Origin of the sequence: Mycobacterium parmense (assembly GCF_010730575.1) — a bacterium.
Taxonomy (GTDB): domain Bacteria; phylum Actinomycetota; class Actinomycetes; order Mycobacteriales; family Mycobacteriaceae; genus Mycobacterium; species Mycobacterium parmense.
This window is the reverse complement of record NZ_AP022614.1, coordinates 5,908,548-5,934,279: the sequence shown is the minus strand read 5'-3', so window position 1 is coordinate 5,934,279 and position 25,732 is coordinate 5,908,548. Positions and strand designations below refer to the sequence as shown.

At 68.0% G+C, this 25,732-nt stretch carries 24 protein-coding genes and 1 tRNA gene; 13 read left to right on the top strand and 12 right to left on the bottom strand.

Annotated features, from left to right (window positions below; translation table 11 throughout):
• Positions 1–3 precede the first annotated feature (3 nt).
• Positions 4–432, bottom strand: coding sequence for a hypothetical protein (locus tag G6N48_RS27520; RefSeq protein ID WP_139825788.1), 429 nt, complete (start codon positions 430–432; stop codon positions 4–6).
• A gap of 440 nt (positions 433–872) precedes the next feature.
• On the opposite strand from G6N48_RS27520, the gene G6N48_RS27515 reads away from it, so the two are divergent.
• The 3 genes from G6N48_RS27515 to G6N48_RS27505 all read left to right on the top strand — a co-directional run bounded on the left by G6N48_RS27515 (position 873) and on the right by G6N48_RS27505 (position 4,048).
• Entirely contained in the window at positions 873–1,100 is a 228-nt protein-coding gene (locus G6N48_RS27515; protein ID WP_085269428.1) for a hypothetical protein, read from the top strand.
• A gap of 22 nt (positions 1,101–1,122) precedes the next feature.
• A complete protein-coding gene (locus G6N48_RS27510; RefSeq protein ID WP_085269429.1) occupies positions 1,123–1,788 on the top strand; it encodes a S1 family peptidase in 666 nt (221 codons plus the stop codon).
• A 196-nt stretch (positions 1,789–1,984) separates the two neighbouring features.
• The gene (locus tag G6N48_RS27505; protein WP_085269430.1) at positions 1,985–4,048 is read left to right on the top strand and encodes a PE domain-containing protein; all 2,064 of its coding nucleotides are present in this window, start codon (positions 1,985–1,987) and stop codon (positions 4,046–4,048) included.
• Between the two features lie 65 nt (positions 4,049–4,113).
• On the opposite strand, the gene G6N48_RS27500 is transcribed toward G6N48_RS27505, so the two are convergent.
• From G6N48_RS27500 to G6N48_RS27465, 8 genes are all read right to left on the bottom strand, one after another.
• The gene (locus G6N48_RS27500; protein ID WP_085269431.1) at positions 4,114–5,745 is read right to left on the bottom strand and encodes a fatty acid--CoA ligase; all 1,632 of its coding nucleotides are present in this window, start codon (positions 5,743–5,745) and stop codon (positions 4,114–4,116) included.
• 116 nt (positions 5,746–5,861) lie between these two features.
• The gene (locus G6N48_RS27495) at positions 5,862–6,893 is read right to left on the bottom strand and encodes a YncE family protein (protein WP_085269432.1); all 1,032 of its coding nucleotides are present in this window, start codon (positions 6,891–6,893) and stop codon (positions 5,862–5,864) included.
• 416 nt (positions 6,894–7,309) lie between these two features.
• Positions 7,310–7,648 carry a P-II family nitrogen regulator gene (locus G6N48_RS27490; RefSeq protein WP_085269433.1) on the bottom strand — a complete coding sequence of 113 codons (339 nt, stop codon included), beginning with the start codon at positions 7,646–7,648 and terminating at the stop codon, positions 7,310–7,312.
• A 2-nt stretch (positions 7,649–7,650) separates the two neighbouring features.
• Positions 7,651–9,066, bottom strand: coding sequence for an ammonium transporter (locus G6N48_RS27485; protein WP_085269434.1), 1,416 nt, complete (start codon positions 9,064–9,066; stop codon positions 7,651–7,653).
• 157 nt (positions 9,067–9,223) lie between these two features.
• Complete coding sequence (locus G6N48_RS27480; protein ID WP_085269435.1) at positions 9,224–10,015, bottom strand: DUF427 domain-containing protein; 792 nt, start codon at positions 10,013–10,015, stop codon at positions 9,224–9,226.
• Entirely contained in the window at positions 10,005–10,289 is a 285-nt protein-coding gene (locus G6N48_RS27475) for a DUF6295 family protein (RefSeq protein ID WP_085269436.1), read from the bottom strand. The genes G6N48_RS27480 and G6N48_RS27475 overlap by 11 nt, the downstream gene beginning before the upstream one ends.
• Positions 10,290–10,298: 9 nt before the next feature.
• Entirely contained in the window at positions 10,299–11,054 is a 756-nt protein-coding gene (locus tag G6N48_RS27470; protein WP_085269437.1) for a dienelactone hydrolase family protein, read from the bottom strand.
• Between the two features lie 121 nt (positions 11,055–11,175).
• Positions 11,176–11,967, bottom strand: a complete 792-nt coding sequence (locus tag G6N48_RS27465; RefSeq protein ID WP_085269438.1) for a hypothetical protein — start codon at positions 11,965–11,967, stop codon at positions 11,176–11,178.
• A gap of 288 nt (positions 11,968–12,255) precedes the next feature.
• Between G6N48_RS27465 and G6N48_RS27460 the strand changes: the two genes are divergently transcribed.
• Positions 12,256–12,870, top strand: coding sequence for a chemotaxis protein CheB (locus tag G6N48_RS27460; protein WP_232066733.1), 615 nt, complete (start codon positions 12,256–12,258; stop codon positions 12,868–12,870).
• 538 nt (positions 12,871–13,408) lie between these two features.
• Here the strand turns inward: G6N48_RS27460 and G6N48_RS27455 are convergent.
• Positions 13,409–13,482 (bottom strand) — tRNA-Leu (locus G6N48_RS27455).
• 356 nt (positions 13,483–13,838) lie between these two features.
• Between G6N48_RS27455 and G6N48_RS27450 the strand changes: the two genes are divergently transcribed.
• The 4 genes from G6N48_RS27450 to G6N48_RS27435 all read left to right on the top strand — a co-directional run bounded on the left by G6N48_RS27450 (position 13,839) and on the right by G6N48_RS27435 (position 16,670).
• Positions 13,839–14,696, top strand: a complete 858-nt coding sequence (locus G6N48_RS27450) for a PPE family protein, SVP subgroup (RefSeq protein WP_085269440.1) — start codon at positions 13,839–13,841, stop codon at positions 14,694–14,696.
• Positions 14,697–14,753: 57 nt separating this feature from the next.
• A complete protein-coding gene (locus tag G6N48_RS27445; RefSeq protein WP_085269441.1) occupies positions 14,754–15,962 on the top strand; it encodes a PPE family protein in 1,209 nt (402 codons plus the stop codon).
• Positions 15,963–16,053: 91 nt separating this feature from the next.
• Positions 16,054–16,350, top strand: a complete 297-nt coding sequence (locus G6N48_RS27440; RefSeq protein WP_163670775.1) for a WXG100 family type VII secretion target — start codon at positions 16,054–16,056, stop codon at positions 16,348–16,350.
• Positions 16,351–16,385: 35 nt separating this feature from the next.
• A complete protein-coding gene (locus G6N48_RS27435; RefSeq protein WP_163670778.1) occupies positions 16,386–16,670 on the top strand; it encodes a WXG100 family type VII secretion target in 285 nt (94 codons plus the stop codon).
• A gap of 79 nt (positions 16,671–16,749) precedes the next feature.
• Here G6N48_RS27435 and G6N48_RS27430 read toward each other — a convergent pair whose 3' ends face one another.
• A complete protein-coding gene (locus tag G6N48_RS27430; protein WP_085269750.1) occupies positions 16,750–18,081 on the bottom strand; it encodes a PPE family protein in 1,332 nt (443 codons plus the stop codon).
• A gap of 403 nt (positions 18,082–18,484) precedes the next feature.
• Between G6N48_RS27430 and G6N48_RS27425 the strand changes: the two genes are divergently transcribed.
• Both G6N48_RS27425 and G6N48_RS27420 read left to right on the top strand, forming a co-directional pair.
• Positions 18,485–19,258: a response regulator transcription factor gene (locus G6N48_RS27425; RefSeq protein WP_085269751.1), complete on the top strand. Its 774-nt coding sequence runs from the start codon at positions 18,485–18,487 to the stop codon at positions 19,256–19,258.
• Entirely contained in the window at positions 19,255–20,781 is a 1,527-nt protein-coding gene (locus G6N48_RS27420) for a sensor histidine kinase (protein ID WP_085269752.1), read from the top strand. Before G6N48_RS27425 ends, G6N48_RS27420 begins: the two co-directional genes overlap by 4 nt.
• A gap of 122 nt (positions 20,782–20,903) precedes the next feature.
• Here the strand turns inward: G6N48_RS27420 and G6N48_RS27415 are convergent, their stop codons facing one another.
• The gene (locus G6N48_RS27415) at positions 20,904–21,473 is read right to left on the bottom strand and encodes a DUF6611 family protein (RefSeq protein ID WP_139825825.1); all 570 of its coding nucleotides are present in this window, start codon (positions 21,471–21,473) and stop codon (positions 20,904–20,906) included.
• A gap of 348 nt (positions 21,474–21,821) precedes the next feature.
• On the opposite strand from G6N48_RS27415, the gene G6N48_RS28550 reads away from it, so the two are divergent.
• From G6N48_RS28550 to kdpB, 3 genes are read left to right on the top strand one after another with little or no spacing between them, the layout of a single operon-like run.
• Positions 21,822–21,911 carry a potassium-transporting ATPase subunit F gene (locus tag G6N48_RS28550; protein ID WP_139825826.1) on the top strand — a complete coding sequence of 30 codons (90 nt, stop codon included), beginning with the start codon at positions 21,822–21,824 and terminating at the stop codon, positions 21,909–21,911.
• Positions 21,911–23,581 carry a potassium-transporting ATPase subunit KdpA gene (gene kdpA, locus G6N48_RS27400; protein ID WP_085269755.1) on the top strand — a complete coding sequence of 557 codons (1,671 nt, stop codon included), beginning with the start codon at positions 21,911–21,913 and terminating at the stop codon, positions 23,579–23,581. Before G6N48_RS28550 ends, kdpA begins: the two co-directional genes overlap by 1 nt.
• Positions 23,581–25,731, top strand: coding sequence for a potassium-transporting ATPase subunit KdpB (gene kdpB, locus G6N48_RS27395; RefSeq protein WP_085269756.1), 2,151 nt, complete (start codon positions 23,581–23,583; stop codon positions 25,729–25,731). Before kdpA ends, kdpB begins: the two co-directional genes overlap by 1 nt.
• Position 25,732 lies beyond the last annotated feature (1 nt).

Genomic DNA, 25,732 nt, shown 5'->3' with positions numbered 1-25,732 from the left:
GCGTCACAACGGCAGCGGACCGCTCCATGCTTTGCCGGCCAGTGCTACCACGGTGTGGTTTTCGCGCTGCCGGCCGATGACGCCCGGCGTGTGCACCGTCGTGACCAGCACGGTGCGAATGCTGGTCGATCCTCCGTCGGCCAAGAACACGGTCGGTATCAACAGTGTGACGGCGACGGATTCGATCTCGAGAGTTCTCTCCAGAGTCGCGGTGACGCACGTGCCGAAATCCGCGACGACGACCGTTTGCACCTGAGCGCCCCGGAACACGAGTGAACGGTGAGAGTCCTGATAAATCAGAATGATTCGGCCGTCGTGGGTTAGCGGGCCGGCGCCGGTGGGAAAGTAAGTGATCCGCACGCCGTTACCACGCAGCTGATACTGATTGGGCACACCGATGTCCTCACCATCTTCGGGGCCGTCTTCGGGCAACGGACCGACGGACGGTTGGGGTGTCGCCATCAGGACTCCTCCTCGAGGGTGGGGCGGATGCGGCGGCATCGCGCAGCGGCGCACCACGCGCCGGCGCACACCAGCCTGCGGGAATCCGGAGCTCACGTCCTGCGTAGTGGGTTACTCGAAAATCGGGCGCCGGCCGCCCCGGCTACTTGACGTCGGTGTCTTTTTCGCCGTCGAATCCCCGACGCCTTCGGCAGTCCGAGCGTATCCAACGGCTCAGGCCGACAAACTCACGGTCTCGCATCGCCCGCAATTCGGACCGGCTGACTTTTCGTAGTTCCGCGGTAGTCAGGATCCTTGCGCCGCAACGGAACTGTCGGAATCGAGTTTGGCTGTTTTCAGAACGACGCCGCTGAGCCGGTCGTTAAATTCATTTTGCTGTGATCGCCAACGACATACCCGGAGGGTGTTCCATGAGAACCTTGATTGCTGCAACGATGCTGGCGTCGGCCGGCCTTCTGACCGTCGGGTTGGGCGTTGCCAACGCCGACGAGATAGAGGTGGAGGGCAACTATTCGAGCGCCGCAGGGTGTCAGGCCGACGCTCCCAACGTCGAGATCACCCACAACGACAACCTCTACACCCACTGGGACTGCCGCCCGGGCCCGGACGGCTTCTGGCACGTGTGGCTGAGCAACTGACGACGGGGACCAAGTTCCTCGGATGTGGTCACGCGCTCTGGCCGTGATCGCCACCGCGGTGATCGGCGCGGGATCGTCGGCCGGTCCCGTTCTGGCCGAAGGGAATCCGCCGGCTCCCGGCGCCAAGATCGAGGATGACAACTCTGCGTGCACCGCGGCTTTCGCCGCCAGGGGCAACGACGACGCCTACTACCTGATGACCAGTGGGCACTGCGACTCGCACGATGGCTCGGTGTGGACTTATGGCGATGACAACGTCCCGCTGGGCAGGGTCAGTGCCCAGGAGTACGAAGAGAACGGCGATACCGGGACGCAGCGCAAGGATGCCGCGATCATCCGCCTCGACCAGGCGGTCGGCGTGCCGGTCGGTGACGTCGCCGGGCGCTACCCGGTCCGTAATGCGCTCGGTTTCAGCCAGATTCAGGTTGGCATGCCGTTCTGCAAGGTCGGCGCGGTCACCGGCGAAACCTGTGGTGCGGTGACGGGCACCGAAGGCAATTACGCGGTCGAGACCAACGTCTACAGCCTGCCCGGAGACAGCGGCAGCCCGGGCTTCGTCAAGAACGCGGACGGCACGGTCAGCGCGGTCGGCATTCTGACGTCGTCGCCCGAGGGGGATGACCACACCACCTATTTCGTGCTGGTCGAGCCGCTGCTCAGCAAGTGGGGTCTGCACATCCTGCCCTGATCGCTGACTACTCGGACGTTGCGTTGCCAGAACAATTGGCGCGCAACGACTTCTGCTGCGCAAATTCAGGTGGTCCGAAAATGCGTTTCGGGTACTTCCGCGAAAATGCCTGACTGATAGCGCGATCGGGTTAACATCCGTTCGTCGCGATTCGGGAGCGACCGCTCAATCACTTGTGATCACACCCGGAGGGTAGATGTCGTTCGTGGTCGCGGCGCCGGAATTGGTGACCGACGCAGCAAGAAATCTGGCCAGCCTCGGCTCCACAATCAGCGAAGCCCACACGGCCGCGGCGGGACCCACGATCGGGCTGCTCGTCGCCGCCGACGACGAGGTGTCCGCGGCGGTTGCCGCCTTGTTCTCCAACCACGCGTCGGCCTTTCAGGCGCTCAGCGCGCGGGCGGCGGCATTTCACACGCAGTTGGTGGCGACCCTGAATGCCGGCGCGGGCGCCTACGCGACGGCCGAGGCCGCCAACGCGTTGCCGCTGGCGAGTCCGCTGCAGGCGCTGCAGGACAACGCATCGGGTTTGCTCAGCTCGGCGCCGGTGCAAAACCTCGAGCAGAACGTGCTGGGTGTGATCAATGCGCCGACCGAAGCGCTGCTAAGCCGTCCGTTGATCGGTAACGGCGTCAACGGTTCCACCAACGCCGAGGGGGTCGGGACAGCCGGCGGGGCCGGCGGCATCTTGTGGGGCAACGGCGGCAGCGGCGGCGCGAGCACGGCCACCGGTGTGGCCGGCGGCGCCGGCGGTCCGGCCGGCCTGCTGGGGACCGGCGGCATGGGCGGTATGGGCGGTGCCGGGGCGGCCGGCGGCGCCGGGGGAACCGGGGGCCTGCTGTGGGGCACCGGCGGAACCGGCGGGCTCGGCGGCACGAACGGAATCGGCGGTGCCGGCGGCAACGCGGTGTTGTTCGGCGCCGGTGGTGCCGGCGGCCAGGGCGGCACGTTTACCCTCGACGCCGCAAGCGAAGTCGTCGACGGCGGAGTCGGGGGCACCGGGGGCACCGGGGGCCTGCTGTGGGGCAACGGCGGTGCCGGCGGGATCGGCGGACCCTTCGCCACCGGAGGCGCCGGCGGCACCGCGCACTGGTTCGGCAACGGCGGTGCGGGCGGCGAGGGCGGGGCGTTCGCGAACGGCGGTACCGGCGGCCACGGCGGGCAGTTGATCGGCAACGGCGGCGGGGGTGGTACCGGCGGCGTGACCGACGGCGCCGCGACCGCCGGCGGCACCGGCGCCCCGGGCGGCGCGCTGGCGGGCCATGCCGGATCGGCCGGCGGCGCGGGCGGTGCGGCCAGCGTCACGCTGACGATGGACCAGACCCGCCCCGAGCTCGACATCTCCATCAACGGCGGCCCGGTGTCGAAGGCGTTCATCGACACCGGCTCCACCACGACGTTGATCCCCGAGCAGAACGTCAATGTGCAATCCCTCGGACAGCCGATTCAAGAGGGTCTCGAGTACACCTTCGGCCCGAGTTCGGACCCGTCCCTCCAAACCATCACCCACTACGACACCTACACGGCCGAGATGAACCTGGGCAACGGGATCATGACCAAGCCGATGACGATCGGCGTCGTCACCAGCGAAACCGACGGCAACGGGATTGCCAAACCCATGAGCGAGTGGGAAGGCGTCCTCGGCACCGGAGTCAACACGGTCTCGACCGACCAACTGAGCAATCAGAACCTGCCCAACAGCTTCGTCCCGCAGTTGCCCGGTGATCTCGCCAACGGTGTGCTGATCAATCAGCCGCAGCACTATTTCCAGTTCGGCGACAACCCGTTGACGCCCTTCGCCTCGGTCTCGGGAGCGCCCGAGACCGGCCAGCTGGAGATATCGGTCAGCTACGACGGCGTCACCACGGGTTATCAGGCGGTCAACTTCGCGACCATCGACACCGGCGGGGTGGGCGGTGACATCCCGCAGAACCTGCTGCCCAACAATCTGTCCGGCATTCTGCCGGGGGCGCCGCTGCCGGACGGGACAACGTTCTCCGTGCAGGCCTACAACAGCAGCACTGGTGGTTACGCGCCGCTGTACACGCAGACGGTCAGCGTGGACCCCAACCTCTATCCCCAAACACTGGTGGAAGTGCCTCAATCGACGATCCCGCCCGGCTCACCGAATCCCAGCGGCGTCTTCAACACCGGCAACTACATCTTCTCGCAGATGCCGATCTACATGTCCTACACTCCCCCGGCCACGGGCGGCACGCTGATCGGCGGCACGACGTACTTCGACGTGCCGTCCAGCTAGAAACTCGTCGAGTAGATCTGTCGCTCAACCGTTTTCGCGACGGTTGAGCGGCGGACTCTCATCCTTCAGTCGCGGGCCTCGACCACCCAGTAGCCGTGGTCGGCGTAGCGCGACCGCATGGCCTTCTTGTCGTATTTGCCCACGCTGGTGCGCGGGATCTCCTCGACGAAGGTCCACCGCTCGGGCAGCCACCAACGGGCGACCTTGTCCGCCAAGAACATTCGTAGATGCTCCGCGCTGACCGACGTGCCGGGCTTGGCGACGACGACCGCGAGTGGCCGTTCCTGCCAGCGCTCGTCGGGAACCCCGACAACCGCGGCGTCCATGACGTGCGGGTGGCCGATCAGGGCGTTCTCCAGCTCGACCGAGGAGATCCACTCCCCACCGGACTTGATGACGTCCTTGGCTCGGTCGGTCAGGGTGATGAAGCTTCGCTCGTCCAGGCGGCCGACGTCGCCCGTGCGCAACCAGCCGGAGTCGAACTTGGATTCGTCGCGGCCCAGATAGTACGAGCCCGCGATCCACGGCCCGCGGACCTCCACCTCGCCCACCGCGACGCCGTCGTTGGGCAACACCGTGCCGTCGTCGTCGACGATGCGGACCTCCACCCCGCACAGGGGCTGGCCCTGGGTCGCGCGGTAGGCCCACCGGTGCTCCTCCGGCACTCCCGGAGGTGGCCACGCGGTGGTGGCCATCGGAGAGGTCTCCGTCATGCCCCACAGCTGCCGGATCCGGACGCCGTGCTTGTCCTCGAAGGTCTGCATCAGCGAAAGCGGCACGGCCGAGCCACCGCATGCCACCAGGCGCAGCGAGGAGAGGTCGTGATCGGGATCGTCCTCCAGCCGGTGCCTGACGTCGTTCCAGATCGTCGGGACCGCACCCGCCACGGTCGGCCGCTGCGTCTCGATCATGTCGATCACCGAGCGCGCGTCGAGGTGGCGGTCCGGCATGACGATGTCGGCGCCCGCCATCAGCGCCGCGTAGGGCAGGCCCCATGCGTTGGCGTGGAACATCGGCACGACCGGCAGCACGATGTCGCTGGACCCGATGCCGATGCCATTGGTGGTGCACGCCGCCATGCTGTGTAGGAAGCTCGAACGATGGCTGTAGACAACGCCTTTGGGGTTGCCGGTGGTGCCACTGGTGTAGCACATTGCGGCGGCGGATCTTTCGTCGATCTCCGGCCAGTCGAATTCGGCCGACTCGCCGTCGATCACGTCGGCGTATCGCACCACCTTCTTGCCCGACCGCTCGAGCCGCGCGGCATCGCCCTCCCCCACCATGATCACGGTGTGGACGGTCTCCAGCTCGCCCAGCACGGGCGCGAGCACCTCGGCCAGCGACGCGTCGACCAGCACCACGCGGTCTTGCGCTTCGTTGGCGACGTAGGCGAGCTGTTCGGGGAAGAGCCGGATGTTGAGGGTGTGCAGCACGGCGCCCATCGACGGGATCGCCAGGTAGGCGGCCAGATGCTCGGCGTTGTTCCACATGAACGTTCCCACCCGCTGGTCACCGCTGACCCCGAGGCGGCGCAGGCCGTTCGCCAGCCGGGCGGCCTGGTCGCCCACCTCCCCGTAGGTGCTCATCCGGTAGCCGTCTCCGGTCGAGGTCGTGACCGTGCGTTCGCGATGCACGCCGCAGCCGTGCCGCATGATCGCGGCGATCGTCAACGGAAAGTCCTGCATCGTGCTGTCCATTGATGTACCGCCTTCGGATTCCGGCGCAGCTGTTATGCGATCGGGCGAATGCTATCGCCGCACGCAGCGCGAGGAAACCTGTTCGCGCGCCCGGGCCGGAAGACACGCGCAAACGGTCAGACGAGCGCCGCCTCGTGGGGCGCGGGTTCGCGCCGCGCCAGGCTCGGCTCGCGGCCCGGCGCCGGGACCGATGACGCCACGGTGACCATGCCGCCATGGTCCGCGATGTACAGGCTCCTGCCGTCGGGGCTTTCCACCACGGCCGACGGGTGCGCGGTTACCCGGACGTCATCGATCACGTCCTGCGTGCGCGAGGACACCACGGTGATCGCGTCCTCGCTGAGGAGATAGGCGCGGTTGCCGTCCCGGCTGAGTGCCAGCCGCGTGAGCACGCCGGTGATCTCCCCGATCTTCCGGGTGGTGACGATCTTGCGGTTGCCGGTGTCGATGACGTCGAGCACCGCGCCGACGACCGGGCCGTAGCTGGCCACGTAGGCGGTGCCGCCGTCGGCGCTCAGCGCGAGGTCGCGGACGGGAAGGCCCAAGTCGACGACGTCGACCACGCGCGGGCCACCGCGGGCCGGCCGGGCCCGGGGGTCGATGACCACGATCCGGCCGCCGCAGGGCCCGTTGGTGCCGACGTACAGGCGAGTCCCGTCGGCGCTGATGCGGACGAACTCCGCGGTGGTGCCCGGCACGGTCGCGAGCTCGACCACAGCGCGCGTCGCCCCGGCGGAGTCGAGCACCGCGACATCGGCGCCGGGCGCGCCGTTGCGGCAGACGAAGAGGGATTGTCCGTCGGCACTGACCGCCATGTCGCTCACGCTGAGCGCGAGCCGGTGCGTGGCGACGACGCGGTTGGTCGCGGCGTCGATGACGTCGATCGCGTCGTAGGCGGCGCGCGCGGTGAGGACGTACGCACGGGCCGGCCCTTCACCGCTGAGGGCAATGGCGGACGGTTCACTGAGGCCGCGGATGGTCTCCACGACGCGTCCGGTGCGGGTATCGACGACCGACGCGCTGTCGTGCCCGTAGTTGGTCACGTACAACCTGGCGCCGTCGGGGCTGACGTCGATGTCGGTGATCGGGCCGTTCCCCACCGGGATCCGGACTACCGACGAGGTATCAAGCATCCCCACATCGCTCATGCTGGCACCGCCTTTGCTGTGATTCGGTCGACGCGGGCGTGCGGGTCGCCGCTGCGGAGCGCGACAGAGAAAGCCTGGCCGTCACCGGATTAGCGCATCGAGAAGTGCTGATGCGATTGCGTTTTCCAGAGTTTACCGGCTCGTTGCCGGGCGCAGGGACGTCACTGCGCACCCAGAGTTACCTGCATCACGAAGTTCTCTTAGAATTCGCTTATTCTTCTTAATTTCCGGGTGTGTCAACATTTTTCGCGCAGCGAAGGCTGAACACCGCTTTTTCCAGCCGTTTCTCGGTGTCGCCACCGATGCACGTGGCACCTGTGCGACCGCGCGGGTTCTCATACTTCTCTGAAATCGGCGGCCATCGAGGCAAATGTCACACCCGCCCGGCGAGAGGTGGCCCCGCGGCGGCGCTGGCGTCAGAGCGCCTGCTGGTCGCGCTCACCGGTCCGGATCCGGACCACCGTGTCGATCGGCGAGACCCACACCTTGCCGTCGCCGATCTTCCCGGTGCGCGCTGCTCCGATGATGGCGGTCGACACGCGCTCGACGAACTCGTCGTCGACCAGCACCTCGACACGGACCTTCGGCACGAACTCGACGGCGTACTCGGCCCCGCGATAGACCTCGGTGTGCCCCCGCTGCCTGCCGTAGCCCTGCACCGCGACGACGGTCATACCCAGCACGCCGGACGCCTCAACCGCATGCCGCACGTCTTCGAGCGTGTGTGGCTGGACGATGGCGGTGATCAGCTTCATGGCTAGTCATTCGCCGGCTCGGCGGACGTGGACCCCGCCGGTGCAGACCGCGTCGCCGCCGAGGGGTCGATTCGCCGGCCGGTGACGAGCGTGTCGTCCGGGTACGCCTCTTCGTCGTGCACGCCGAGGTCACCTGTCTCCAGCACCTCGTCGGGCAACCGCAGCTTCATGAACAGGCCCAGCACGCGCAGGATCACGAAGGTGACCAGCGCATCCCAGACGATGATGGTGCCGGCGGCCCCGGCCTGGATCAGTATCTGCTTCGGGTGGTGGCCGTACAGCCATCCGGCGAAGGTCGCGTCCTGACCCGTGCTGCCGCCCAGGTACTCGACGATGTGGGGGTCGGCGAGCACCCCGACGAGCAGCCCGCCCGCCAGCCCCGCCACCCCGTGGGTGTGGAACACGCCCAGGGTGTCGTCGACCTTCTTGAACGGCCGCGTCGTGCCGAGCCAATTCCACGACATCCACACCAGCGAGGACGCCACGACGCCGATGATGATGGCGCCGAAGCTGTTCACGAAGCCGGCGGCCGGGGTGATCGCGACCAGCCCGGTGATCATGCCGTTGATGGCGCCGAGGAACGTGGGCTTGCGCTGCTTGCTGGCGAAGATGTCCCAGAGCACCCAGGTCAGGAGGGCGACGGCGGTGGTGAGGTTCGTGTTGATCACCGCCAGGGAGGCGTCGGCGCCCGAGAAGTACGGGTCACCTCCGTTGAACCCGTTCCAGCCCAGCCACAGCACGCCGGCCCCGACCGCGGCAAGCGGGAGGTTGTTGGGCACCGCGCGTTCGCGGTCGCGCGCCAGCCTCGGGCCGATCACCGCGGCGGCGACGAAACCGCTTGTCCCGGCAGCCAGGTGGATCACGTAGCCGCCGCTGTAATCCAGGGCGCCCGCGTGCGACCACCAGCCGCCGCCCCACAACAGGAACGCGTTGACCGAATAGGCGAATGTCGACCACAGCGGCACGAAGATGAGCCACACCTTGAAGTTCATTCGACCGATCACGCTGCCGAGAAAAAGCAGCGGGGTGATGCCGGCGAACACGAACTGGAAGTACGCGAGCGTGGTCTCGGAGAAACGGAAGGACGGCATGGTTCCGTCCAGCAGCGGGATGTAGGCGATCTGCTGGTTATTGCTGCTCAGGATCGTCCTGGGTTTTCCGACCGCCGACGCCAGGATGCCGGGGCCCAGCTTCAGCGGTTCGCCGAAGCCCATCTTGAATCCCCACAGCACCCACACGACCAGGACCAGAGAGAAACCGGTGAAGGCCATCAACATCGTGTTGACGGCCCACTTCTTCTGGACGATACCGCCGTACAGCACGGCGATGCCCGGGATGCTCATCAGGCCGACAAGGGTGGCTGCCACCAATTGCCAGGCGTTGTCTCCGGGATTCAGCCAATCGGGATAAGGCAACATGGTTCAGACACACCCCAATTCGACCTCACGGCCTTTGGTTTATGCTGCGGTGCGCAGTGACGCCGTAGACGGGTGAAAGCCTCGAATGGCAATGTTTCAACCGCATGTGCGGCAGTTTAAATCATTATTTCGTCCCGCCGCGGGACCCGGGTGCCGGCTAGCTGAATTGCGTTTGCGGGCGCGCCAACATGGCGCCGTCGACCGCGATGTCGAGCTTTTCGTTGTAGAAAGCCACCAGACCCGCGATCTGGGCGACCGCCGGGAGCGGGTAGTGGTAGGTCCACGCCAGGTCCGGATGCACCACCTGCTCGCCCGGGGGGCCCGTCCGCACCGACCAGTAGCCCGACGTCGTCCCCTTGTACGGGCAAAGCGTCTGGGTCGGGCTGGGTTGCAGATGTTCGAAGGCGACGTCGGTGGGCTCGATGTAATACCTCGTCGGCAAACCCGTTTCGAACAACAACACGGGAGACCCGGTGTCGGCCAGCGCGACTCCGTCGAGTTCGACGCGGACGTGCCGGTGCGACCGCAGGGCGTCGACCCGCGAATACGGGTTGCGCGGATGGCCGTAGATCGGCTCGTCTTCTTCGAACCACCGCAACGGATCCCACTCGAACCGCACGGTGCCGGCCACCGGGCTGTCGCCGCCGGCATCGAAAACGCGCGCGGCCGATGGGTACGTCTTGCCGGCGCCGAGCAGGGAGTGCAACCGCGAGGGGCCGAATTGCACCTTCTGCGGGTGGTTTTCGTCGCTGAGGAACCCCGCGCGGACATCGGCCAGGGGGATGTAATACTGCGGGTAATACGGCACCTCCCACACGTACCGGGCCGCGCAGGTGTCGAAGACCAGCTCGTGCCCGAGGTAGCCGCGGACGCGCCGCGGGGCGGGCTCGATTCTGCCTCGCGCGACGGCCATTTCGGGATAGTTGCGGCCCGCGAAGTCAGCGGTCATGGCGTGGGTTCTTGGAGGCGATACCGGCGGGCGCGTGCGAGATCGCGTTGCGGATGGCATCGGCCAACGCAAGGGCGCTCTCCTCGGTGAGTTCCAGGGCCACCCGCGCCGACGGGCCGATCCGCGGGTTGATCACGTCGATGTTGACCGTGTGGGCGTAGGGCGCATGGACGGGGTGGTCGACGTAGACGGTCGCGCGGCTGGCACCGAACCAGCCGGTCGCGCCTTTGCCGCTGCCGTCGATCTCGACGTGTTCGGTGAGGTGGGTGCACATGGCCGGGCCCTAGCCTTTCAGGTGGGTGCCGAAGAACTCGTCGATGCGCCGCCACCCGTCCACGGCCGCCTCGACGCGGTAGGCCGGCCGGTCGACGGAGAAGAAGGCGTGGCCCGCCCCCTCGTAGGAATGGAATTCGTGTGGCTTGCCCAGCCTGGTCAGCTCGGCGTCCAGCGTGGCCACCGCTTCGGGTGACGGGAAGGGGTCGTCGGCACCGAAGAGGCCGAGCAGCGGACAGCTGAGGTTCGGCGCGAGGTGCAGGATCGGCTTGATCGCCCGAGGCACACCGTCCGGTGGGCTTTCGACGACGAAGCCGCCGTAGCAGTCCACCGCCGCGTCGAACGGCAGCGAGCACGCCGCGAGGAACGTGTGCCGCCCGCCCGAGCAGTGCCCGATCACGCCGTACTTCCCGTTGGTGCCAGGCAACGAGCGCAGGTGCTCGACCGCGCCCGCGACATCGCCGACCAGGCGCTCGTCGGGCACGCCGCCCGCCGCCCGCGCCGCGGCGGCGGCGTCGTCGGGGGAGGCACCCGGGGCCTCCCGCGAGTAGAGGTTCGGGGCCACGGCGTGCAAGCCGTTGACGGCGAGTCGCCGGACGAACTCCTTGGTCTCCCGGTCATAGCCGGGCATGTGATGGATCCAGACGACCCCGCCGCGCGATCCCTCGGCGAGGGGCACCGCTTGGTAGGCCTCGATCTCGTCGCCGCCGTGGCCGGTGATGGTGACGGTTTCCGCGCGGATGGCATCCGGGCTGTGTGCGTTCACGCCTGCTCCCTGTTAGGCCGCAACCAAGACGCGGGGCGCATGCGGCAGAATCCGGGCCCGCCCCGCCGCAACCAACGTATCCGAACCCGGCCGCCGGCCCCGGGGTGGAGGCGGTCCGCGCTCAGCGCCGCTTGTCGCGCACCTTGTATGTCGAGGGCCACGACTTGCGGGACTCGTCGCCGGTCAGCGGAGTGCCCATCCCCCCGACCTTGACGCTGTAGGCCTCCTTGCCGGGGCCGACCTCGCGGTTGGCGTGTTCCTGGGCCAAGAAGTACAGCTCGTCGATGGTCGCTTCGTCGTAGGCGACAAACGACGTCTCCCGCGCGACGTCGTCGATGCCCGCCAGCATGCGGGCCGGCAGCACCCGAGACACCAGCGCCGCCAGGCCCAGCAGCGCGAACGGGATGACCCAATAACAGACGAACGCCGGCGGCGTCTCACGGTCCAGCAAGGTGGCGCCGCTCAGCGTGAGCGGCGGGATCGCCGATGACACAGTCATGCCGGCGAACGTCGCAACCCAGACCCGGTTCAGGGCCGCGACGGTCCGGCCGAACAGGTCGGTCCCGACCACGTCGTCGGGTTGTTCCGCGGCCGCGAATGGGCGCACGAACGGCTTGCCGGTCGCGGTGGCGACGAGAGCCACCAGCAACATCCCGGCATTGCCCAGCGGCAGGATCCACTGCCCCAGCAACGATTCGCTGAGCGTGAAGCTCAGTACGGTCAACACCAGAAATGCTGTTGCCGAACTCATTTCGAACACGCGTCCCGAATCGCCTGCGGCGCCGGTGAGCGCCGGGACGGCCGCGGCCACCAAGGCCATCGCCAGGGCGACAAGCGCGGCGACGGCGAACGGGACGTTACCGACGAGCACCCAATAGACGATCCACGGCGCAAGACCACACAGCATGCCCACGGTTGGCCAGTCTAGGAGCGGCGGTCGGCGGCGGCGCATGCGGCGGGCCCGTAGCCGGGATCATCGGTGTGATCGGTTCGGCCACAACCTCGTCCGGTTGCACTGAATCCTCGCGCACGAGCGTCGCCGGAAGTGGTGGCCAAAGACCCTTGGCGCCGCTGCCCGGGTCGGCCATCGTGGGTCTCAGACGGCGACGCGGGATCCGCTGGCCGTTGGCCGACACGGCCGGGGCTAGGCGGGGCGATGCGGAACACGGCGGTACCGGCGGCAGGCCCCGCAGCAGGCGTCGTGGCAATCGGAGCGTCCGCCGGCGGGATCCAGGCGCTGACCGGGTGGGCGGCGGGCATGCCCGCGGGCTTCGGGTTCGCCGTCATGGTCGTCGTCCACACGAGCCCCCGGACACCGTCGGTGCTGGCGCAGATCCTCGACCGCTGTGGCCCGCTTCGGGCGGTGCCGGCGGTCGACGGCGACGTGCTGCAGGCCGGCCGCATCTACACCGCGGTGCCCGACCGCCACCTGCTCGCGCGCGAGCATCGGGTGGCCCTGTCGGACGCGCCGCGCGAAAGCGGCCAGCGGCCCGCGATCAACGCGCTGTTGCGATCCGTGGCGCTGGACTACGGGCCGCGCGCCATCGGCGTCCTGCTGTCGGGGCTGCTCGACGACGGAGTCGCCGGGCTGGCCGCCATCAAGACCGCGGGCGGCAGCACCGTCGTCCAGGAGCCGGCGGACGCGTTGTTCCCCGACCTGCCCCGAAACGCCATGCGGGCCGGTGTGGCCGACCACTCGGCCGCCGCCGACGCGATCGGCGGTTTGCTGATGCGACTGGCCGGCCGCGACGTCGGGGGGGTGGCCCCGTCCGACCGAGCATCAGGCGCTGGCCGCGCGGGCGGCGGCTTTCAATGACCTATCGCGGACCAGTTGGGGGACCAGCTCGCGGACCAGTTCGCGCAGCGCCTGAATGCAAGCGCGCTCGTATGCGAGCGCGCGGGCCGGCACCGCCGCATCTGCAGTGGGGTGCCACCACGAGGGGCAGTCTGTCGACCGGCGCCAATCTGGCCGGATTCACCGATGCCGTCGGCGGCACGGCCCTTCAGACCAACTGCTGGCACGGCGATGACCCGTGCCCGAGGTGCGCCCGAAAGATGGCGCCGCGGCCGCAATACTGCATCCCGACCGGACGCTCTTCCTCTCGTGCCGCCGCACGGCCAGGATGTCGGGGCGCGAATCGCGCCGGCCTACAAGGTGATTCGTCTGATCTGCCTCGGCTGCGGTGAGGGTGGAGCCACAGGCGACGATGAGCTGCATTCCCTCTTGTATCGACACTGGCAGGATCGACTCCACCGACCGGTCCGACGAAGCCGCCCCTGGCTACAGGCAGGCGGTCCGCCTGTAGCTACCCGGGTTACGACGGCGCCCCGCCAGCCCCTCCTCCGGGTTGCTGTGCCCCCAGTCGGACTCGAACCGACACTGGGCGGATTTTAAGTCCGCTGCCTCTGCCAATTGGGCTATGGGGGCCCGGCGGCGAATGTAGCGCGCCGGGTCAGCTCCCCTCGTGTCGCACCGGTGCAATTCGTGCGATCAGCGAACGTGCGGGCCGCCCGGGCTTCGCGTAGGATCCGCGCGCCGCGCGCCTGAGGCCTACGTTGCTGGGAGTTGCCACGTGACGCGATGATGTCGCCCGCCAGGAACGTGTTAAAACTGCTGGACTGTTCGTTAAAACGCCGTAAACGGCTGTCACCCTAACCCTTTCGGTCAGGACTGTGGAGCCGTAGCTAGTTAGCCTTACGCGAACGCACAGGGACCATTACCTGAACGCACAGGTCGATCCACCGCACGGGGGTCGGCATTTTTCTGAACACGAGGAGCGATAGATGTCATTCTTGACAGCAATCCCCGAGGAATTGCTTTCGGCGGCGCAGCAGCTGGAAGGGATCGGTAACTCACTGACAGCGCAGAACGCCGGCGCCGCGGCGCCGACGACCGCTATTGCTCCGGCCGCTGCGGACCCGGTATCTCAGCTGCAGGCGGGGATCTTCTCGAGTTATGGCACGCTTTACCAGCAGCTGGCTGGTGAGGCGCAGGCCATCCAACAGCAGTTCACCAGCACCCTGGGGTTGAGCTCGGGCACCTACGCCAGCACCGAGGCCGCAAACACCGCGGCGAGCGGCCCCCTCAGCAGCTTCGACTCCTTCCTCAACAACCTGAGCACCTTCCTTGGTGGTCCCACCACCAGCGTCGGCGGCAACCCGTTCAGCCCTTCGGGCAACGCGGCGAACTTCGGCAGCTACGAGACTGGCAACTGGGCCTCGGCCATGTCGGACTGCCTCGGTATGGCCGGCGGTGGCCTGCTCCCGGCTGCGGCTGCTGACACAGGCGACGCCGGCGCGGCTGCCGGCGCGGCTGACGCGGTGAACGTGACGGCCCCGGCCGGCGCCGGTATGGGAGGTGTGGGCGCCATGGCTGCGGCGCCGGTCGCGAATGTGGGCCAGGCGACGATGGTCGGCAAGCTGTCCGTTCCGCCGAGCTGGGCCGGGACCATTACTCCGGGGGCAACTCCTGTCAGCGCCGTCCAGACCGTCGGGTGGACCGCCGCGGCGCCGCAGGCGGGCCCCGGAACGGTCGTGCCCGGAATGCCCGGTATGGGCGCGATGGCGCGCAACAGCGCAGGTTTCGGCGCACCGCGCTACGGCGTCAAACCGATCGTCATGCCGAAGATGAGGGCCGTCTGAGCGACGGGCGCGAGAACTCACTGATCAGCCAAAAACGACGAAAAGGACGGAACTCTGATGGCTTTCGATTTTGCAGCTCTGCCGCCCGAGGTCAACTCCGCGATGATGTACACGGGCGCGGGTTCGGGTCCGCTGATGGCCGCCGCGTCGGCCTGGAGCAACCTGGCCGCCGAGTTGAGCACCACGGCAACGTCGTGGGACTCGATCGTCGCGAACCTGACCTCCCAGCAGTGGACCGGTGTGGGATCGACGGCGGCGGCGGCCGCCTCGCAGCCCTACGTGGGCTGGCTGACAACCACCGCGGCAGCAGCCGAGCAGGCCGCTGCCCAGGCATCGGCGTCGGCGGCCGCCTACGAGGCGGCGTTCGCGGCGATCGTGCCGCCGCCGATGATCGCCGCGAACCGGGCCACGCTGGCGGCGCTGGTGGCGACCAACTTTTTGGGCATCAACACTCCGGCGATCATGGCCACCGAGGCTCAGTACGCGGAGATGTGGGTGCAGGACGCCGTCACGATGATCACCTACCAGGCCGCGGCGACGGCTGCGAGCGTCTTACAGCCCCTGACTCCCGCGTCGCCGACCTCCAGCCCGGCCGCGGCCGCCACCCAGGGCACCGCGGTGTCGGCGGCATACGCGAACGCCACCGCTTCGCCGGCGGCGTCGGGCTTGAGCGGGCTGATCGGTAACCTGACGTCCATCTTCGACGGCGGCACCGTGCAGACGTTTGGCACCGGCTTCTTCAACTCCTTGCCCGCCCCTGTGCAGTCCCTGCTGACCTCGTTGGACGGCTTCGGCGGTACTCTGCTGAACTTCAACGCCGTGCAGCAGGTTGGGGTTACGGCGGCGTGGTGGGTCGGTAACACCATCCCCACCGCGGTGTCGCTCGGCCACACGCTGGCCGCCGCGGCGCCGGCGGCCGCCGCCAGCGACGTCACCCCGCTGGCCGGTGGCGCCGCCATCGGCGAGGGCGCGCTGGTGAACAGCGTTTCTGGCGGCGGCGCGTCGGCCGCGCTAGGCGAAGCCGGCTCGATCGGCGGCCTCTCGGTGCCGGCCGGCTGGTCCGCGGCCACGCCGGCAGTCGAGGTCTCGTCGACCGCACCACTGGCTGGTTCGGGCTGGACCGTCGCCTCCGATGCGGCCGAGCCCGTCACCGCGATGCCCGGCATGCCGGGCATGGCGGGTGTCGCCAAGGGCGCCGGCGCCTACGGGGCCGGGCCGCGCTACGGCTTCAAGCCGATCGTCATGCCCAAGCAGGTCGTCGTCTAGTTCCACAGACGACCTGTCTGTCCAACACTTCAGCCAACTGAAGGCTCGAAAAACCAAGTAAGACAACCAAATCAGACAAGGAGAAGGAAAAATGGCAACACGCTTTATGACTGACCCGCACGAGATGCGGGCGATGGCGGGGCGTTTCGAGACCCACGCGCAGACCGTCGAGGACGAGGCCCGCAAGATGTGGGCGTCGTCGATGAACATCGCCGGTGCCGGCTGGAGCGGCCAGGCTCAGGCGACGTCGTATGACACCATGGGCCAGGTCAACCAGGCCTTCCGCAACATCGTGAACATGCTGCACGGCGTGCGTGACGGGTTGATCCGCGACGCCAGCAACTACGAGCAGCAAGAGCAGGCTTCTCAGCAGATCCTCGGCAGCTAGTCGCCGGTCCCTCGAAACTTCTAAGGAGATATGTCATGACCATCAATTACTCGTTCGGCGATGTGGACGCCCACGGCGCCACGATTCGCGCGCAGGCGGCTTCGCTGGAGGCCGAGCACCAGTCCATCGTTCGCGATGTGCTGGCCGCCGGTGACTTCTGGGGTGGCGCCGGTTCGGTGGCCTGCCAGGAGTTCATCACTCAGCTGGGCCGCAACTTCCAGGTGATCTACGAGCAGGCCAACTCCCACGGCCAGAAGGTTCAGACCGCCGGCAGCAACATGTCGAGCACCGACTCGGCCGTCGGCTCCAGCTGGGCCTGACGCACTTCTTCACACGCGGGGCCGCACACCGACCGGTGTGCGGCCCCGTCGTTTGCGTTGCGGCCGAACGCGTTCTCGCCTAACCGGCCACCGGCGAGCGCGGGATCAGCGACGAGCGGAACCCGATCCGCTGAACCGCGCCGTCAGATTCGCGGCCGACCATGCCGCCCAGCGGCAGCTTCGAAATGCCGGCGGTGCTCGGCGCCGATGGCGTCGGCGCGGCACCCCATCCGCCGGGCATCACGTTGGCGTCCAGGCCGGGCAGCGGCGCCACGGACGAAACCGCGTCGGCCCAACTCGGCGGCACCGACAGGGTCCCGAGCGATGCCGCCTGGCCGACCCCCGCGGATGCGCCCTCGCCCAGACCGCCCAGCGGCGCCAGGCCCAGGTCTCCCCCCAGACCTGCCGGGAGCGCGCCACCCTCGGCGCCGATGATCGTGCCCGCGCCCTGGAAATCGATCGACAGGCCGTAGAGGTCCATGCCGATTCCGCCGCCGTCGGCACCCAGGCCCGCGCCGTCGCCACCCAGACCCGCGAAGTCGGAGCCGATGCCGACGACATCGAAAAGGCCGGTCGCTCCACTCCCACTCAACACCGATGTGAGGCTCGACGACAGCCCGGACAGCGCGCTCGCGCTCTTGGTCGCGGTCTTGCTAGACGCGCCGGTGAGGCTCGACAGCGCGCTGAGCGGTGCCGATGCGCCGGAAGAGCCCAGCGAGGCCCCGGTGCCCATTGCCGCCGAAGACAGCCCCGAGGCCGACGACGATCCGGGGGTGGACAAACCCTGCAGGGCTTGCGGCACTGTCGACATCAGCTGAGTCGTCGCCGACTGCACGTTGCCACCGGCCGACTGGGCGACCGCGCCGGCCTGGCCGGCCACCCCGCCCGGGTTGGTCGTCTGCGGCGGCGGTGCGAAGACGCTGAAGGCCGAGGCGGAGGCCGAACTCGCCGCGTAGTTGTACATGGCGGTGGCGTCCTGCGCCCACATCTCGCTGTACTGCGCCTCGGTGGCCATGATCGCCGGCGTGTTCTGCCCGAAGATGTTGGTCGCGACCAACGTCATGAGCTGGGCACGGTTGACAGCGATGAGCGGCGGGGGAACCGTCATCGCGTACGCCGTCTCGTACGCGCCGGCGGCAGCGGTGGCCTGGTTGGCCGCCTGTTCGCATTGCTCGGCGGTGGCCCTCATCCACGTCACATAGGGCGCGACCGCGGCCGCCATCGACATCGACGTCGGCCCCTGCCAGTCCTGCGTCACAGTGGTGATCACCGACTCGTAGCCGGCCGCCGCGTCGGTCAGCTCGGCGGCCAGCGACTCCCATCCCGCGGAGGCGGCCAGCAGGCTCGCCGGCCCCGGGCCGGTGTACATGCGGCCGGAGTTGACTTCGGGCGGCAACGCGCCAAAATCCATCGGTATCCTTCGTTCTCGACCGCGAGAAACCGTTCTCCCGAACGCGTTTCGTAACTAGACGTAACTTGAGTTAACGCGAGCCGAGACGTCGTCGTCCCGAGCCGTCACACGGGCGGGTTCGGCACCGAAAACACCCGCCGCGCCGCAGCCTCTCGTTGAACTGTGAATTTCGTTCCTGCGCAGCAGCTTTGAAAGCTCCCGCCTACTGGACTGCTCGGCCTCTCAGATCAACACCTATGTAAACCAGTATTTTTCGGAATTCGACCGATCTCAAGCCGGCCGGCCGGAAACATATGCAACTCATATTTGAGTGCCTTTTGACCGGGGCGAGCCAACGCCAACAGATTTGAAAACTCTATGAACTTCGTGACAGCGGCGTGTGAGCTTGCCAGAATGTAGGAACATGTCCGTAATGACCGGATACGCCGGAAGTCAGCGGCCGCGCCAAGCGATTCTTGGGCAGCTGCCGCGCATCTACCGTCCCGACGGATCACCGATCAGGGTCTTGCTGGTGGACGACGAGCCGGCGCTGACCAACCTCGTGAAGATGGCGCTGCACTACGAGGGCTGGGTCGTCGACATCGCCCACAACGGGCGCGAGGCCATGGCCAAGTTCGAGAAGATCGGCCCCGACGTGCTGGTCCTCGACATCATGCTGCCCGACGTGGACGGGCTGCAGATCCTGGAGCGGGTCCGCGAATCCGAGGCCTACACCCCCACGCTGTTTCTGACGGCCCGCGACTCGGTCATGGACCGGGTCACCGGCCTGACGGCGGGCGCCGACGACTACATGACCAAACCCTTCAGCCTCGAGGAGCTCGTGGCCCGGCTGCGCGGGTTGTTGCGCCGGTCCGGCCAGCAGGCCCCGCCGTCCGCCGACGCCCTCAAGGTCGGCGACCTGCGCGTCGACACCGCCAGCCGCGAGGTCACGCGAGACGGCACGCCGATCTCGCTTTCCTCGACCGAGTTCGAGCTGCTGCGCTTCCTGATGCGCAACCCCCGCCGTGCGCTGACTCGCACCGAGATCCTCGACCGCGTGTGGAACTACGACTTCGCCGGCCGCACCAGCATTGTCGATCTCTACATTTCCTACTTGCGGAAGAAGATCGACTCCGGCAGAGAGCCGATGATCCACACCGTGCGCGGTGTCGGATACATGCTGCGGCCGGCGGAATGACCCGCCCGCCACCCAGCGAGCCAAGAGACCTCCCGTGGTGGCTTCCCCACTCGTTGCGGCGCCAACTGCTGCTGGGCGTGCTGGCTGTGGTCAGCGTGGTGCTCGTGGCCGTCGGGGTGGTATCGGTGCTGAGCCTGCGCGGATACGTCACCGCGATGAGCGACGCCGACGTCGCCGAGTCCCTGACCGCGCTGAGCTATTCATACAGCCGATACCGCAATGGTGACCACACCTCGGAGCGGCGCGGTACGGAGCCGATCGACCAGGCGATGCTGGAGTTCACCGGACAGACCCCGGGGAATGTCATCGCGGTGCTGCACGACGGCGTCGTGATCGGCTCGGCCTACTTCTCCGAGGTACAACCGAGGCCCGCGCCGGCCGACGTGGTGCGCGCCATCGAAAAGCAGGCATGGCCCGGTGGCCCACCGCGGAGCGTCAAACTCGGCAGCCTCGGGGCCTACCGCGTCGACAGCCGCGCCGACGGCGCCGACCTGCTCGTCGTCGGCGTATCCCTGGGCATCGGCGACCGGATCATCGCGCGCAAGCAGGTCACGACCGTGGTGCTGGTCGCTGCGGCGCTGGCGATCACCGCGGGGCTCACCGCCTGGGTGGTCGGCTACGCGCTGCGGCCGCTGCGCCGGCTCGCCGCCACCGCCGCCGAAGTCGCGGCCATGCCGCTCACCGACGGCGACCAGCGGATCAGCATCAGGGCGGGGCCGCAGGACACCGACCCCGAGAACGAGGTGGGGATCGTCGGCCACACGCTGAACCGGTTGCTGGACAACGTCGACGGAGCGCTTGCGCATCGCGCCGAATCCGATTTGCGCATGCGGCAGTTCATCACCGATGCCAGCCACGAGCTGCGCACCCCGCTCGCGGCGATCCAGGGTTACGCCGAGCTGACCCGCCAGGACAGCTCTGCGCTGCCGCCGACCACCGAGTACGCGTTGGCCCGCATCGAATCCGAGGCGCGACGCATGGCGCTGCTGGTCGAGGAGCTGTTGCTGCTCTCACGGCTCGGCGAGGGGCAGGACCTGCAGACCGAGGACGTCGATCTGGCCGAACTGGCCGGCAATGCGGTGAACGACGCCGCCGTGGCCGCGCCGACCCATCAGTGGTTGAAAGACCTTCCGCAAGAGCCGGTCTGGGTCCGCGGGGACCACGCCCGGCTGCATCAGCTGGTGAGCAACCTGCTCGCCAACGCCCGGCTCCACACGCCGCCGGGCGTCACGGTGACCACCAGTGTTATCTGCCGCCGCGGCGACACCAAAGAGCCCTATGCGGAATTGACGGTCGCCGACGACGGGCCGGGCATCGACTCCGAACTCCTGCCGCGGCTGTTCGAGCGATTCGTCCGCGCGGACGCTTCGCGGTTCGGCGGCTCGGGAGTCGGGCTGGGCCTGGCCATCGTCGCGTCGATCGTCAAGGCCCACCACGGCTCGGTTACCGCCGAATCCGCGGACGGCCGAACGGTTTTCCGGGTGAGGCTACCGGTGATCGACGGTCGGGCCGGCGGCGACTGACCGCGAAGGCCGTGCCATAGGCGCTGCGGGACCGCCCGTGGCCGCGCCGGCCCAGCAAGTAGATGCTCAGCAACGCCGCTGCGGCGGCTACGGCCTCGACGGCTGCTGCCAGCTGCGAAGGATCAGACATTCGTCGCCTCCAGACGGTCGTAGGCCTCCCACCAGACGGCCTCGTGCTCCGCCAACGAAATCGCGCCGACGCGCAGCATGTGGTCGGCCCGGGTCAGCATCCGGACCAGCCGCTGCCATTCGGCGTGCCTGCGTTGCTCACCCGCGTCGGCGTCCGTGGGCAGCAGAACGACCGACATGGACTTGACCCGCACACGATGGGGCCCGGCCCGCAGGAACAGTAACGTGCCGATGCCCACATAGGCGGCCGCGGCGTAAACCAACACGGTGCCGAGCGAGGCCGCCACGTCGCCCAGGAACATGACGGCAAGCAATGCGATCGCGGCGCCACACACCGGCCACCCCCGCCACAGCCGGGCCAGCCGCGCGTCGGCGGCGGCCGTCCCGGGCGGGTAGACGGTCAACCGGTAGCGCCGAACGCCGTACCGGCTGACCTCGGCGTCCAATGATCCCCACCGACGAGCCCCGTCGAGCGGCCACGACCAGCCGGCCGGTGCTGCCGTCGCCTCCCGAGTCGAGCGGTCGGTGACCGGCGCGACACGTTGCTGCGCTGTCCTTCGCATGAATTCGGTTTACGCCGATTCGCAGCGCCGACTATCGATCCACACGGTTTCCATACGGCGGCCCCGCCAAGATTTACGGAGGGCGTAAAGGAACCGTAAAGGCGCAGCGCGGCAGCGTTAGGAATCCGTCAACCAAAGGCCCTAGCCACCGGGCCCCGCCTAGCTTCAAGCTGACCTCGCCCGAAGAGGACTGCGACGCTGCGGCCTCGAAGGGGCCTTTGGCATGCACGGTGACCTGCCGCCTGACTGGCGCTGAACGGAGACAAGAATGGGCGTGTTGAGCTACGTCCTGCTGACGGTGGCGGTGTTCGCCGTCCTGGGACTGGCCCAGAAGTTGGTCGAGCGACTGTGAGCTACGAAAACGTCGTCGGCTTGGCTCTTTCCATCATCCTCGCCGTGTTCCTGGGCTGCGCCCTGATTTTCCCGGAGCGGTTCTGATGAGCACCGCGGCGGCCGGGGTGGTCTTTCTCGTCGTCCTCGTGGCGGCGCTGGCGGCGGCGCATGTTCCCTTGGGCGACTACATGTACCGCGTCTACAGCTCTGACAGGGATTCCTCCGTCGAGCGGGTGATCTACCGGCTCATCGGTGTCGACTCGCGTTCGGAGCAGACCTGGGGCGCCTACGCGCGCAGCGTCCTGGCGTTCTCGTCGATCAGCGTCCTGTTCCTGTTCGCGTTGCAGCTCGTGCAGGGCGCGTTGCCGCTGCACCTGCACGACCCGGCCACCAAGATGACACCCGCGCTGGCGTGGAACACCGCGGTCAGCTTCGTCACGAACACCAACTGGCAGAACTACTCCGGGGAGTCCACCGACGGGCACCTCGTCCAGATGGCCGGGCTGGCGGTGCAGAACTTCGTGTCGGCCGCGGTCGGCATGGGGGTGGCGATCGCGCTGGTGCGCGGCTTCGCCCGTAAGCGCACCGGCGACCTCGGCAACTTCTGGGTGGACCTGGTCCGCGGCACGTTGCGCATCCTGCTGCCCATCTCGGTTCTCGGCGCGATCCTGCTCGTCGCGGGTGGCGCGATCCAGAACTTCCACCTCAACGATCAGGTCGTCAACACCCTGGGCGGCGCCCAGCAGACCATCACCGGCGGGCCGGTCGCCAGCCAGGAGGCCATCAAGGAACTCGGCACCAACGGCGGCGGCTTCTACAACGCGAACTCCGCGCACCCATTCGAGAACCCCACGACGTGGACCAACTGGCTGGAGATCTTCCTGCTGCTGGTGATCAGCTTCTCGCTGCCGCGCACATTCGGGCGCATGGTCGGCAGCACCAAACAGGGGTACGCGATCGCGTCGGTCATGGCGTCCCTGTACCTGGTCAGCGTGACGCTCATGATGTGGTTCCAGCTGCAGCACCACGGCACGGTGCCGACCGCGATCGGCGCGGCGACGGAGGGTGTCGAGCAGCGCTTCGGCGTCGCGGACTCGGCGGTGTTCGCCGACTCGACCACCCTCACCTCGACCGGTGCCGTCGACTCGTTCCACGACTCCTACACCAGCCTCGGCGGGATGATGGCGATGTTCAACATGCAGCTCGGCGAGGTGGCGCCCGGCGGCACCGGCTCCGGGCTCTACGGCATGCTCATCCTCGCGGTGATCACGGTGTTCGTCGCCGGGCTGATGGTCGGGCGCACACCGGAATACCTCGGCAAGAAGATCAACCCCCGCGAAATCAAGCTCGCCGCAAGCTATTTCCTGGTGACGCCGCTGATCGTCCTGGTCGGCACCTCGATCGCCATGGCGCTGCCCGGCGAACGCGCCGCCATGCTCAACAGCGGCCCGCACGGCCTGTCCGAGATCCTGTACGCGTTCACCTCGGCGGCCAACAACAACGGGTCGGCGTTCGCCGGCCTGAGCGCCAACACCACCTGGTACAACACTGCCCTCGGGCTGGCGATGGTGGTCGGCAGGTTCCTGCCGATGGTGCTGGCACTGGCCCTGGCCGGCTCGCTGGCCAGGCAGGGTGTGACGCCCGAGTCCGCGGGCACGCTGCCCACCCACCGCCCACAGTTCGTCGGCATGGTTGCCGGCGTCACGGTGATCCTCGTTGCCCTTACCTTCCTGCCCATGCTGGCGCTTGGGCCCATCGCCGAAGGAATTCACTAATGACCGCCACCACAACCGATTCGGTCGAACAGGCGCGGGCCGCCGACCCGACCCACCCCAAACGGGTGCAGGGCGGTCTGCTGGACCCGAAGATGCTCTGGCGCTCGACGCCCGACGCGCTGAGCAAACTCGACCCGCGCACCCTGTGGCGCAACCCGGTGATGTTCGTCGTCGAGATCGGGGCCGCCTGGAGCACCGTGCTGGCGGTCATCGACCCGACGTGGTTCGCGTGGCTGATCGTGGTCTGGCTGTGGCTGACCGTCATCTTCGCCAACCTCGCCGAGGCGGTCGCCGAAGGCCGCGGCAAGGCTCAGGCGGAGACGTTGCGCCGGGCCAAGACTCAGACGCTGGCCCGCCGGCTCAGGGACTACACCCCGGGCGGACCGTCGGTCGAGGAGGAGGTCGCCGCTCCACTGCTGCAGCAGGGTGACTTCGTCGTCGTCGAAGCCGGCCAGGCAATTCCGGGTGACGGAGACGTCGTGGAAGGCATCGCCTCCGTGGACGAATCAGCGATCACCGGTGAGTCCGCGCCCGTGATCCGCGAGTCCGGCGGCGACCGCTCGGCGGTCACCGGCGGCACCACCGTGCTGAGCGACCGGATCGTCGTCAAGATCACCCAGAAGCCCGGCGAGAGCTTCATCGACCGGATGATCGCGTTGGTCGAGGGCGCCAACCGGCAGAAGACCCCCAACGAGATCGCGCTGAACATCCTGCTGGCCGCGCTGACCATCATCTTCGTCTTCGCCGTCGCCACCCTGCAGCCGCTGGCGATCTACTCCAAGCTGAACAACCCCGGCGTCCCGAACAGCCTGGCGCTCGACAGCAACGGTGTGACCGGCATCGTGATGGTCTCGCTGCTGGTGTGTTTGATTCCCACCACCATCGGGGCGCTGCTCTCGGCGATCGGCATCGCCGGCATGGACCGGCTGGTGCAGCGCAACGTCCTCGCGATGTCCGGGCGCGCGGTGGAAGCCGCCGGCGACGTCAACACGCTGCTGCTCGACAAGACCGGGACCATCACCCTGGGCAACCGGCAGGCCGCCGCCTTCGTGCCCCTGGACGGAGTCACCAGCGCGCAGCTGGCCGACGCCGCGCAGCTGTCCAGCCTCGCCGACGAGACACCCGAGGGCCGTTCGATCGTCGTCTACGCCAAGCAGCACTTCGGGTTGCGCGCCCGCACGCCGGGCGAGCTCGCGCACGCACAATGGGTGGCCTTCACCGCGGCCACCCGCATGTCGGGCGTCGACCTCGACGGGCACCAGCTGCGCAAGGGCGCGGCCAGCTCCGTCGCGGAATGGGTGCGCGGGCAGGGCGGCAAGGTTTCCAGCCAGCTCGGGGAGATCGTCGACGGCATCTCCGCCGGCGGCGGCACGCCGCTCGTGGTGGGCGAGGTCCGCGACGGCGAGTCGGCAGTGCTCGGCGTCATCCACCTCAAGGACGTCGTCAAGCAGGGCATGCGGGACCGCTTCGACGAGATGCGCAAGATGGGTATCCGCACGGTGATGATCACCGGCGACAACCCGTTGACCGCCAAGGCGATTGCGGACGAGGCCGGGGTCGACGACTTCCTCGCCGAGGCCACCCCCGAGGACAAGCTCGCGCTGATCAAGCGGGAGCAGGAGGGCGGCAAGCTGGTCGCGATGACCGGTGACGGCACCAACGACGCACCCGCCCTTGCGCAGGCCGATGTCGGAGTGGCGATGAACACCGGCACGTCGGCGGCCAAAGAGGCCGGCAACATGGTCGACCTGGACTCCGACCCCACCAAGCTGATCGAGATCGTCGAGATCGGCAAGCAGTTGCTGATCACCCGCGGTGCGCTGACCACCTTCTCGATCGCCAACGACATCGCGAAGTACTTCGCGATCATCCCGGCCATGTTCGTCGCCCTGTTCCCGGGGCTGGACATGATCAACATCATGCGGCTGCACAGCCCGCAGTCGGCGATCCTGTCCGCGGTGATATTCAACGCGATCGTGATCGTGGCGCTGATCCCGCTTTCGCTGCGCGGCGTGCGCTACACGCCGAGCAGCGCGTCAAAGTTGTTGAGCCGCAACCTGTATATCTATGGACTCGGCGGCATCGTCGCCCCGTTCGTCGGGATCAAGCTGATCGACCTCATCGTCCAATTCGTCCCGGGGATGTCCTGAC